The following is an 11,720-nucleotide window of genomic DNA, read 5'->3' on the forward strand; positions in this document are numbered from 1 at the left end:
ATGGACTTCTCGATGACCACATCAGACTCGAAAACTGAAGCACCATCTCGCTCATTGAGGGGTAAGAGCGCCATTTCGTGGATACTCGGGCTACCGCCCGCATACTATGTGCTCGCAATCCTGGTTGCGGTTGCTCCAGCAGTGAGCGCCACGCTCATAAATCCCAACTACTGGTTTGTAATCCTCAAGCAGTCAGCGCCGCTCGGGATCGCGGTGCTCGCCCAGTCGCTTGTCATGCGGGTGCGATCCATCGATCTCTCTGTCAGCGGTATTTTCGCCTTCGCGATCTATCTGGCCAGCTCGGGCCAGCTCAACAACTATCCACCGCTAATGACCGTCCTCATGCCTGTTGTGATTGGGCTAGCTGTGGGGGGTGTAAACGGAATACTCGTAGCATACGTGCGCGCTTCTGCCGTTATCTCCACACTAAGTGTTTCGGCCATTCTGATTGGGATCGTCCAATACATGAGCGCCGGCCGCGCGCCCGGTTCAACGCCAAGCTGGCTTCGAATACTTACGAGCGGCAATATCCACGGCCTTTCCTATTCCGTGGTCCTGTGGATCGTCATCGCCGCCCTGATTTCTATCGCATTTCGCTTTCTCATCGTCGGGCGTTACTTCAGGGCCGTCGGCGACAATCCGAGGGCGGCGGAAACTACAGGAATTCCGTTGGCACGTACGATTTTTGTCTCGCACACGCTCGCGGGCGCCCTGACAGGCATCGCGGCCCTGGTCCAGGTATCCGCGTTGGCGGTCGGCACCATCAAGCCAGGCTTCGACACCTTCATGAATGCGCTCGCCGCCACGATCCTCGGCGGTGTGACGTTCGGCGTCGACCGGGGCGGCGTCGCCGGGCCGTTCGTTGCCGTCGTTGCCTTCAGCTTCCTGTTCGCGATGCTGACCGTCTTCGGCATCCAGGAGCCGGGCAAGCTTATCGTCCAGGGCGTGATCATTGCATTTGCCGCAATCATCTACGGTGCGCGCGCGGGTCGCGTCTAGTCCGTCGGACCGATCAAGTCATTCCCGTAGCAATTGCGGGAGAACGCAGGAGAATATAATGGTGAAGATCACTGCGGCTGTCGCCGTGAAGCCAAAGAGCCCGCTGGAATTCCGTGAACTCGAACTGGCTGACCCCGAAGGCAACGAGATCCTGGTTCGCACGGTTGCGAGCGGGATCTGCCACACGGACTTGCTGCTTCGCGACGGTATTTTTGGCCCGCCGGCACCGGTGATCCCGGGGCACGAAGGCGTCGGCGTCGTCGAGGCGGTCGGACCAGAAGTTCAGAGCCTCAAAGTGGGTGATCACGTCGCACTGAGCCAGAGCTCATGCGGATTCTGCGCCGACTGCCGCCGTTCTCACCCAATGAACTGCCAAAACTATACCCAGTACAATCTTACGGGGCTTCGTCCGAATGGTAAGAAGGCATTGCTCTGCGATGAAGTTGGCATTGGCAGCAATTTCGTGGGCCAGTCGTCCTTTGCGACGCATATCCTTGCGACTGAAAACAATGCAGCGCTTTTGCCGAAAACAGACCTCGACCTTACCGACGCTGCGCCACTCGGGTGCGGCATGGCAACAGGTGCAGGAACAGTGATAAACGCGATGAAGCCGGAAATAGGGTCGACGATAGCCGTTTTCGGCGCAGGTGCTGTCGGCATGGCCGCCGTGATGGCCGCCAAAGTTCGTCGGTGCAGCAAGATTATCATCATAGATCTGAATCAGCAGAGGCTAGACATGGCCATGGGGCTTGGTGCCACACATGCGATCAACGGCAAAGATCCCGACGTAGTCAACCAGATCCATGCGCTGACGGGCGGCGGTGCCGACTTCGCGATCGACGCAGTTGGCATCATTCCGGTTATTCTGAACTCGATCAAGTGCACCCGTGCCGGCGGGCACGTTGTCTTGCTCGGCCTCGACGCGCTCGGGAACGACATTCCCATCCCCCTCGATCTAATGGTGTTCAATCGCAAGATCCAGGGTGCGATCCTTGGTGATCAGATTCCACAGCTGTTCATTCCGCAGATGATGGATCTTAATCAGGCTGGGCTTTTCCCCTTCCAAAAATTGATCACCAAGTATCCCTTCGAGAAGATCAACGAAGCGATCGCGGACGCCGAAGCCGGGCGAGTGATCAAGCCGGTCGTCGTTTTCAACTAGGAGCCAGCGCAAATGACATCGAAGAAGTCAGAGGAACAGCACCTTGTCGTGGAATTCAAAACCACGTCCCAAAATCGAAACCGCGTAAAAGAACTCCTTCAGGAATTCATTGGACCCGCCCGCGAAGAGTCTGGTTGTCTCTACTACGACCTCTACCAGCGGTCGGACGATCCGAACACTTTCATCATCTTAGACGGCTGGCAGAATGAGGCGGCTGTCGTTGGCCATGGCGAACATCCTAATGTCAAGCGGGTGCTGGAGCCTCTTCTTCCACTGTTGGTGAGTCCACCGTCGATTAATGTAAATACCCGTATCAGCGACTGATCGGGCGCAATGGCCATTTCTACGAGGCGCGCGCCCCGAGCGCGCAGGTTTGAGGGAGACGAAATGGATACGCATCGAGTTGTCGTAGTCGGCGGTGGCTTTGCCGGACTCCAGTTAGCGAAGGACCTCGAGTGTCCCGACACTTCCATAACGATCGTCGACAGGCGCAACCATCACCTCTTTCAACCGCTCCTCTACCAAGTTGCCACGACTGTATTGGCAACCTCGGAGATAGCTTGGCCCATCAGAGCATTGTTCAGAGGACGAAAGGATGTATCGACGCTGCTGGGCGAGGTTGTTGGCGTTGATACCGAGGCACGCGTAGTATCGCTCAAGGATGGGAATGCTATTCCCTATGACACGCTCGTTCTCGCGACAGGTGCAAGGCACGCCTATTTTGGCCGGGACGAGTGGGAGCCGTTTGCGCCCGGGCTAAAGGCACTCGAAGACGCGACGACCATCCGGCGGCGGCTTCTTCTCGCGTTTGAGAAGGCCGAATTGGAGGCTGATCCCGAACGGCGGAAGGCAATGCTCACGTTCAGCATAATCGGAGCAGGCCCGACAGGCGTGGAGATGGCTGGGATTATAGCGCAACTGGCCCAACGAACCCTTGTTGAGGAGTTCCGTAGCATCGACACCAGATCGGCGCGCATCCTTCTCATCGAGGCAGGTCCACGTGTCCTACCCGTGTTCCCGGAAGCACTTTCGAGATATGCCGAGCAGTCGCTAATCAAGATGGGCGTCGAAGTGAGAACAGGCATTCCCGTGACGGCATGCAACGAGAACGGCATCGCGATCGGAGATGAGTTCGTTTCAAGCCGGACCGTCATCTGGGCTGCGGGGGTGCAAGCGTCGAACGCCGCCGCCTGGGTCGGTGCTGAAAAGGACAGGGCGGGTAGGGCGGTCGTGCAGCCAGATCTGACTGTTGGCGGTAAGCCCGAGATTTTTATTATTGGAGATACTGCCTCCGTGAAGGCCGCTGATGGAACACCCGTCCCCGGAGTGGCTCCCGCCGCCAAACAGCAAGGCAAATATGTCGCTTCGGTAATTGAAGCACGACGTCTGGGTACACCCACTCCAAGTGCGTTCAGATATAGGCATCTGGGAAACCTGGCTACCATCGGGCCGAATTCGGCTGTTATCGACTTCGGGAAGATCCGGCTCAAGGGCGGAATTGCATGGTGGATTTGGGGGCTTGCCCATATCTACTTCCTGATAGGTACGAGGAGCAGATTGGCAGTTGGACTAAGCTGGCTATGGATCTTTGTTTCCGGCCATCACTCCGCACGTTTGATCACGCAAAAAGAAACCTTAAAGGATGAGGTTTAGTCGCTAGCGCGAGCACGCCCGAGTCTGCTGGGCCGTGAATGGAGACCATCAAAGGCCAGACATTTGGGAATCGGTTGCGAAGCGATGGTTGGCAGCAGGTAACAATTCTGTCGGAGTTCCATATATAACAATGATTGATCTTCGCACTATCAACTTAGGCGACTTCGACTGCGTCGAATTCACGGCGAGGACTGGCCGCGACAAGTCAATTGCCCTGTCCGCCTGTCGTTAGCGATAGGCGGGCCTCATGCTTGAATACCGTTTCGGGAAGGAAGTGATGATGTGGAGAGTTGAGAGTGTCCCCCTCTAAGATTGACCATTTCTCGCTCAAAGGTACCTGCAGCGAGGAACTCGCGGCAGCGCTTTCGAGGCTTTCCCCGCAATCTGAAGCGCATGTACATGGCGATAAGACGATCGCCTACGATGTACATGCGATTACCAATGGTCCGATTGCAGTTATTGCCGCGCACTACGAGGGCGACCTAACGGTCCAGCACCGGGGACCGGCGGAGGCAAACATCATCATGCTTCCACTACATGGGCGATCGGTCGTTACCGTTGACGGCAGACAAATCCCGTCAGAGGGAACGCGGGGCGTTTTCGTGAACAGTATGTCGGCGAGTACGACCCAATTCATTGGGCCCAGGAAACATTTGGGGCTTAGGATCGCCCATGATGAGCTGACGCGCCGTTTGGGATGTCGGCTCAATACGCCAATAAGAGGCAGCCTCGATTTCTCGCCAGAAATCGACCTATCGGTCGGGTTCGGCTCCCTTTTGGTTCAACTGGTACCAGTGCTGTATGCTGGATTACGAGACGGAACCCTCCTTCAATCACCGATAGCACTTCATCACCTCACTGAAACGACGATGGAGCTTTTGATCGAAGCTGCGCAGCATCGCTACTCATCTGAGTTATGCCGCGTTGCTGAATCACCCTTACCCAAGGCCGTTAAGCGGGCGGTCGACTATATGCGTGCCAATATTACTCGGCCGCTATCTCTTGAGGAAATCGCAACGGCTTGTGGCGTAAGCCGACGCACTCTTCAAAGCGGTTTTCGCAACTTTCGGAATACGACCCCTCTGGCATTCCTGCAGCACCTACGGTTGGAATTAGTGCATCAGGAACTGATGACAGGCGAACCTGGCCTCTCGGTCACGCAGGTCGCTCTGAAATGGGGCTTCGTGCATAGAGGCAGATTTTCTGCGGACTATCGCAAGCGCTATGGGGTACTTCCCTCGGAAACATTGCGTATATCATAAGCAGATTGCGCCGACCGAGCTACGATCAGCCGGCACGCTCGACCGTCCTCAAGGCTTGTAGCAACAGCACTCTCCAGAAAAGCCGACTGCCTCGGCCCAAGATCTGTCTTGCAGATGATCCCCTGAACGCGACGATGTTCCGATCTGCGCAACGCAGTTCAAGACCACTACAGGGGTTAATCTTATAGTAATTATGCCGAGGTCATCTCACACATAGCGGTCAATGTCGCAATGTTCTGGACCGCGTCGCTAATGGAAGCCGGTGTAATTTATAGTCGTCTATGAGGAACATATGTCGAGACTGCCGCTATCTCTACTTTTAATGATTTTGGCAATTATCCCGTTGACGGCGTTCGTAATCATCGGAGTATCAACATCACTGGGATATTACCGAGAATACTCTACCTTCCGCAGCGCACAAACAACGCAGCGACTTGGGCGGGAAGGCGGATTCCTCGCCCAAGCTATAGCGGCGGAAGCGTTTGCAGGCGCCGACGTGCGTCGGGCAAAGCAAGCTGCATCGGACAGGGCTTTTACAGCGGTCTTTTCCGCTTACGACTCTTGGAAAAAGGCATTCGACGATCCGGCCATAGAACGGGCGGTACAGATCATTCGTGAAAGGCGGGACAATATCGATAGCTTCCGCCGGCGCGTCGATGACGGAACGGCTAGCGAGGCGGAGGGAGCTGTTGCTTTGCGCCCAGCTGCCCTTGCGGGCTTGGAGCTCGTCCGTCGCACTGGGGCGACTGTCAATGATTTGGATTTAGCACGCCAAATTACCGGTTTTCACGCGCTCATGCAGATCACGGAAGCTAGTTTGCTGGAGATCAGGCCCGGCCGAGCCTACGTCAAAAATTCAGCCATGTCCGTCGATCTATTTTCGTCCCTCTTACAGTCAAAAAATCTAAAGCAGCTTTATGTGCCTGCGATGCAGGAATTTCTCCCCGCCGATCTCGTCAAATCTTATGACGACTTCGAGGCCAGCGCCGCAGGCAAGTTCATCGCGGGCGTTCGCGATCAGATGTATGCAAACCAGCCGGGCGTTTCCTTCCCCCCCGAGACGTTGGATCGATGGAATGAAATCACCCAACAGCGGGCTGCTTTGTTGACCGCACTCATTATGCGCACCGGCGACGAGTTGGACGAGATGGCATTTCAGCGTTACGCCGATCTTCGCAATGCCTTTATCGGCTACTCCGGCGCCACGCTTCTGATCATGTCTACGGTACTCATTTTGTGCATTTCGGTCGTTCGGAGAATTTCAAGCTCCATTCGGACTCTGACAAGCCGAATGAAGGCACTCGCAGAAGGCGATACGTCGGCGCCGGTGCCCTTGACGATCCGACGCGACGAGATCGGGGACATGGCGCGTTGCCTTGAGTTTTTCCGCGGCGCGGCCATACAGAAAAGTAACCTGGAGACATCCGCGGAAGCTGAGCGCATTCGTTCTGACCAAGAGAAGCTGGATATTCAGGTAAGGGCGGAAAAAGAAGCAGAAGAGCGCCTCATCCGAGCGACGACGGCATTGGCAACCGGGTTGAAGCGGATGGCGGATGGAGACTTGATTTATGAGATTGAGGAGCCGTTAGCGCCACAGTTTGAAAGTTTGCGCAGGGATTTCAACGCTTCCATTCGTCAGCTCCGGGACGTGCTTGTTACCGTCGGCCATTCAGTTGAAACGGTCACGAATGGCAGCTCGGGCGTCTCGGCCGCATCTGAAAATCTTTCAAGACTCACGGAGCAGCAGGCGGCTTCGCTCGAGGAAACTGCAGCGGCGTTGGAGGAGATAACCGTCAACGTTGCGTCGACCACGAAGAGGACGGCTGAGGCGCGCGGAGCCGTCCAACAGATGCGAGATCATGCGGAAATGTCCGGTCGGGTTGTACGCGATGCTATCGGCGCCATGAATCGCATTGAAAACTCCTCCAAGCAGATTTCCCAGATCATCAGCGTCATCGACGCGATCGCCTTCCAAACGAACCTCCTGGCGCTGAACGCCGGCGTCGAAGCAGCGCGTGCTGGCGACGCGGGAAAAGGCTTTGCGGTTGTTGCCCAGGAGGTCAGGGAGCTTGCACAGCGCTCAGCGACAGCGGCAAAAGAAATCAAGGATCTCATCGGCAATTCAGCTCTTGCCGTCGACGAAGGCGTAAGGCTCGTGAGTGAAACCGGATCGGGCCTGAGAACGATTGAAGAGCTTGTGCAGGATGTAAATCTTCATATGGACGCAATCGCAACGGCCTCCCAGGAACAATCGTCGGGCCTGCGCGAGATCAACGGCGCGGTTAACCATATGGACCATGCCACTCAAGAAAATGCGAGCATGGTCGCGGAGATGAATACTGCAGGATCGCACCTCGCTCAAGAGAGCCAAAGCCTAGCCGCACTGTTGAAACATTTCCACTTCAAAGACGAGAGCGGGAAGCCACAGAAGGTCACGGGCGAACTTGGGAAGAGCTTCCCGCCCGGTCAGACAATGGTTGACCGCGGAGACTATCCGATGCGCCGTGGTAACCTGGTGCTCGCGCCTTCGAATGATGATTGGCAAGCGTTCTAAATGATATGGGCGGCGTCGCCGACCACATGCAAATACACGTCTTTGATGATTCTGAATGAGAGCGATATCCCGGTGGGGTAGCGGCATGGTACTCCGCCAAATGACTTGTGCGGTCCTAACAAAATGCTGGCTTGACGCATGATTGCTCAGCCACGTGACAAAGCAGGACAGGCACATGAAACACGTACGTCAATCGGAACGCACATCCCGCCCCGAACAGCCTGTGGAAGTGCAGATGGCGACTGATGCTCAAATCGACCAGGGGCGTGGAGCCTTCCGCAACGCGGTCAATGCCAGCCCTCCGCTTGCCACGGGCACGGCCCCGCCATTTTCGGAAGCCTCCGTTGTCCGGCCATCGGACGGTCACGACGCAGATGTCGCAAGTCTGAAGCAACCGTTTGAGAAGGCTTTCCGGGCGAATCCCCGGCATCCTGCGACAAACGTCGACTTGCCATTCAACGCCGAAGAGATGTCCAGTGCCGTCGTACTCGACGCGATCCCGTTACCCGTCTTCTTCAAAAACAGAGATGGGATACACCTTGGTTGCAACAGGGCCTTCGAAAGCTTCTCCGGCCGCTCAAAGGGAGATATTATCGGAAAAACCGTTTTCGATTTGGTGCCCGCACCCATAGCCGAGACGTATGCCGCGTTGGACGAGGCGCTTTTTGCAAATGGCGGTGTTCAGCAATATGAAGCAAAGGCCACCACCGAGAATGGTGGTGTCGTTGATCTTTTACTCAGCAAGACCGCAATCACTGATATCGCTGGTAACAGGATCGGCTTGGTTGGCGCGATGTTGGACATCACAGAGCGAAAACGTGCGGAGCATGATCTCAAAGAGGCTCTTGAATTCGCAGAGGGAATTATTGCCGCCATTCCTGACGTTCTGTTCGAGGTAAATGCCGACGGTCGCTACCTGCAGGTCTGGGCAAGGAATCAGGAGATCCTGGCGCAGCGAAAAGAAGTGCTGCTCGGCAAGCTTGTCCGCGATGTGCTCCCTCCAGATCAGGCCGACATCGCTATGCTGGCTCTTGAAGAAGCCGATGAAACCGGCGCCTCCTACGGTCGTTGTGTCCGTATAGCCCTACCAAACGGCGAATCCCGTTGGTTTGAACTGTCGGTCGCAAGGCGACCAAGCAGCAATCACTCAACCGTCACTTTTCTGGTGTTATCTCGCGATATTACCGAACGAAAGCACGCCGAGGGCACGACTATTGAAGCTCGGGCTCGCCTCCTAAGTGTCCTGCAGACCATTCCGGATATGGTATGGCTGAAAGACGTAACAGGCAAATATCTGTTGTGCAATCATGCCTTCGAAGAATTGGTCGGCAAGGCAGAAGCGGAAATCGTCGGGAAAACGGATTATGACCTGTTTACTCCCGAACTCGCCCAATTTTTTCGTGACAAGGATGAGGAGGCCATGCAAGCCGGCCGTATTCTCATCAATGAGGAACGGTTTACCGCTCACGAGGACGGTCGATCAACGCTTTTGGAGACTCGTAAGGTTCCGGTATTCACGGGGGGAAAGCTGATGGGGATCCTCGGCGTCGCCCGCGATATCACCGAACTGGACACGTCCCGTAAGAAAATCCATCAGATGGCATTCTACGATTCTCTGACCGGCCTGCCTAACCGGACACTTTTCAATGAACGGCTACGCGAGATGATCGGGGACGCGGCTTCGGCGGGCCAGCGAGCCGGGGTGATGCTGATCGACATGGACCATTTCAAAGCGATCAATGACACTATGGGACATCCCGTTGGTGACGAGTTGCTGCGGCAGGTGGCGACACGCATGAAAAAAGGCGTCCGTGCCAGCGACACCGTGGCGAGACTCGGTGGAGATGAATTTGCAGTCTTGCTGCCCAATGTTCAGGACAATGACGATTTGGCTCAAATTGCCAGCAGAATGCTTGCCGCATTCGGCGAACGCTTCATGCTTTCCGACAGGGAGATCTTTGTATCCTGCAGCATCGGGATATCGGTATTTCCAAATGACGGCGACGCTCCCGACGATTTGGTGAAATATGCGGATTCTGCGATGTATTTGGCGAAGCGCTCGGGGCGTAGCAACTTCCGCTTCTACTCAAAGGATCTCACGATTGGGGCTGAAAAGCGCCTAGCGCTAGAATCAGACCTACGCCTAGCTTTGAAACATGAGCAACTTGAACTCCATTATCAGCCAAAGGTCCTATTGGACAACGGAAAGGTGATCGGTTCAGAAGCACTGCTACGATGGCATCATCCGAAGATGGGAATGATCCCTCCGGGAGAATTCATAGGTGTCGCCGAGGAAACGGGATTGATCATCGATCTTGGACGATGGGTGCTGCATGAGGCGTGTTGCACGGCTGCCGTCATGAATGCAGATGGACTGCCCCCGCACAAGATTGCGATAAATTTGTCTCCTAAGCAGTTTCAATGCCCGCGTTTGTCGCAAACGGTGGCGGACGTATTGCAGGAAACCGGTTGTCGTGCGGAGTGGATCGAGGTTGAAATAACTGAGAGTCTCCTGCTCCATAACTGCGAGGGCGTTTCGACGACACTCTCTCAATTGCATGCGAGCGGAATTTCCATAGCGATCGATGATTTCGGCACCGGCTACTCATCTCTGAGCTATTTGGCTAACTTTCCCATTGATACCCTCAAAATTGACCGGTCATTCATCAATCGATCCGACAAGCGAAGTAGAGAACTGGTCAAGGCAATTCTCTCAATTGCGCGCTGCCTAGGGCAAAATGTAGTCGCTGAGGGCGTGGAGACGGTCGATCAAGAAAAATTCTTGGCTGAAAGCGGCTGCGCTGTGGCACAGGGGTTCTACTATAGCAAGCCCATCCCGAAGTCCGAACTTCTCGCTGCAAACGCAGTGCCCGAGTTCTCTCGCGGTGATTCCCATCTTACGCCGATGCCCGCAGAGGAAGGGGTGGCACTCATGCGCTTGCCTCCCGCATCTGTTGGGACCCGAACCGCGTGAAGCCTACGGCTAACAGCGCGCAGGATCCACGCCACCTGCGGCGCTGTTTATACCGCACTCATCCAACGGAAGCCCAAACTACTCTGGGCGATTGGATAAAACGCGGACCAATAGGAACTACTTAAAACTTCAGGTGCTTTGATGTTCCGAAATATGCAGGCCCTGTACCGAATTGCGCGACGAAACATACGTTGACGTGTTTTCGCTTTCGATTGCCATTGCAAAGACTTGCCCAGTACAATCTACTATTCTGCGTCAATATCGTCAAAAGCATAACCGTGCAAAAGCTCATCCCATTTCCCCATCCGAATAGAAATTCTGCGGATTTGAAAAGTTCAACTGCGAATTCGAATGGCTCCGGACATTTCGACATCATCCAATCGCTGAAATCGGAACTTCACGATTTGGCTAGTGCCGTAAATCAGTTGGAGGCGCTATGTGAGTCATACCGATCCCAAGCTGATACGTGCTCGCAACCTGACTGAACGACTGAGCGTCCGCGCTTGTCATCGTATTCCCTATGACCCTCTCTGGGCGTGGCGGCCAGTGGTTCGTTGAATCTTGCCAAACGTTCCCGGATCCCACCACTTCCCGAACACGGGAGCTTCAATTCGATCAACTCGAAACTTTCGGCCATTTGAACGGGTGGCGGAAAAAAACGCCAGCGATTGCGCCGTGATTTCGTAATGGTTCTGCCTATTTGCTGAAGGCGGTCGGCCGATTGGAATGCTCCATCAGACCTCAACTTACCGGCAGCAAGGACTGCAGGTTCGATAGCTTCTTTTCGTGGATGAGGATATACGGATCCTCGAACTCTACCCGCATCTTGTCCTGGTTGGCGACGAAGTAGGGGCTGAGGTACGGGTCGAATTGCATGCGCGCGAAGACTACGAGTTTGGTCTCGGCGGTCTTGGCTTCCTCGACGAAATGGCACTCTCGTTGCTAACCTTCTCCATTGCGTCGACGAGGAACGGCCGCGCAAGGTCGATGCCACGCTTCGGGTCCATCGATTCATCCCGGACGCTCCCGCCTTGCGTAATAGACTGGATTTTTCATTTCTGCCTGGGTTTCAAACCTGTCTCGCCGTGGTGTTGCTGCATCCCGTCCTGCCCCGGC

The 11,720-nt window shown here is 55.3% G+C and carries 7 protein-coding genes and 1 pseudogene; 7 read left to right on the forward strand and 1 reads right to left on the reverse strand.

Annotated features, from left to right (window positions below):
• The 7 genes from GA0061105_RS27305 (at position 1) to GA0061105_RS27335 (ending at position 10,604) form a co-directional block, all read left to right on the forward strand.
• On the forward strand, positions 1 to 999 hold the full coding sequence (locus GA0061105_RS27305; RefSeq protein WP_026188838.1) for an ABC transporter permease: 999 nt from the start codon (positions 1 to 3) through the stop codon (positions 997 to 999).
• Positions 1,000 to 1,057: 58 nt separating this feature from the next.
• Positions 1,058 to 2,161: an NAD(P)-dependent alcohol dehydrogenase gene (locus GA0061105_RS27310; RefSeq protein ID WP_004671507.1), complete on the forward strand. Its 1,104-nt coding sequence runs from the start codon at positions 1,058 to 1,060 to the stop codon at positions 2,159 to 2,161.
• 12 nt (positions 2,162 to 2,173) lie between these two features.
• Positions 2,174 to 2,485 (forward strand): putative quinol monooxygenase, encoded by a 312-nt coding sequence (locus tag GA0061105_RS27315; protein ID WP_004671505.1) that lies wholly within the window; start codon positions 2,174 to 2,176, stop codon positions 2,483 to 2,485.
• Positions 2,486 to 2,548: 63 nt separating this feature from the next.
• On the forward strand, positions 2,549 to 3,814 hold the full coding sequence (locus GA0061105_RS27320) for an NAD(P)/FAD-dependent oxidoreductase (RefSeq protein WP_077991326.1): 1,266 nt from the start codon (positions 2,549 to 2,551) through the stop codon (positions 3,812 to 3,814).
• 296 nt (positions 3,815 to 4,110) lie between these two features.
• Positions 4,111 to 5,076, forward strand: a complete 966-nt coding sequence (locus tag GA0061105_RS27325; protein ID WP_008534397.1) for a helix-turn-helix transcriptional regulator — start codon at positions 4,111 to 4,113, stop codon at positions 5,074 to 5,076.
• Between the two features lie 292 nt (positions 5,077 to 5,368).
• Positions 5,369 to 7,630, forward strand: coding sequence for a methyl-accepting chemotaxis protein (locus GA0061105_RS27330; protein WP_077991327.1), 2,262 nt, complete (start codon positions 5,369 to 5,371; stop codon positions 7,628 to 7,630).
• Between the two features lie 175 nt (positions 7,631 to 7,805).
• Complete coding sequence (locus tag GA0061105_RS27335) at positions 7,806 to 10,604, forward strand: sensor domain-containing protein (RefSeq protein ID WP_077991329.1); 2,799 nt, start codon at positions 7,806 to 7,808, stop codon at positions 10,602 to 10,604.
• 747 nt (positions 10,605 to 11,351) lie between these two features.
• On the opposite strand, the pseudogene groEL reads toward GA0061105_RS27335, so the two are convergent.
• Positions 11,352 to 11,575 (reverse strand): annotated as a pseudogene (groEL, locus tag GA0061105_RS33560) (chaperonin GroEL); the annotation flags it as partial.
• Positions 11,576 to 11,720 lie beyond the last annotated feature (145 nt).

Source organism: Rhizobium aethiopicum, assembly GCF_900094625.1.
GTDB lineage: Bacteria > Pseudomonadota > Alphaproteobacteria > Rhizobiales > Rhizobiaceae > Rhizobium > Rhizobium aethiopicum.

Excerpts from the sequence above, each read along its gene's own strand:
- GA0061105_RS27310 (WP_004671507.1), top strand. The coding sequence starts at position 1,058 with ATGGTGAAGATCACTGCGGCTGTCGCCGTGAAGCCAAAGAGCCCGCTG.
- GA0061105_RS27320 (WP_077991326.1), top strand. The coding sequence starts at position 2,549 with ATGGATACGCATCGAGTTGTCGTAGTCGGCGGTGGCTTTGCCGGACTC.
- GA0061105_RS27330 (WP_077991327.1), top strand. The coding sequence starts at position 5,369 with ATGTCGAGACTGCCGCTATCTCTACTTTTAATGATTTTGGCAATTATC.
- GA0061105_RS27335 (WP_077991329.1), top strand. The coding sequence starts at position 7,806 with ATGAAACACGTACGTCAATCGGAACGCACATCCCGCCCCGAACAGCCT.
- GA0061105_RS27305 (WP_026188838.1), top strand. The coding sequence starts at position 1 with ATGGACTTCTCGATGACCACATCAGACTCGAAAACTGAAGCACCATCT.
- GA0061105_RS27315 (WP_004671505.1), top strand. The coding sequence starts at position 2,174 with ATGACATCGAAGAAGTCAGAGGAACAGCACCTTGTCGTGGAATTCAAA.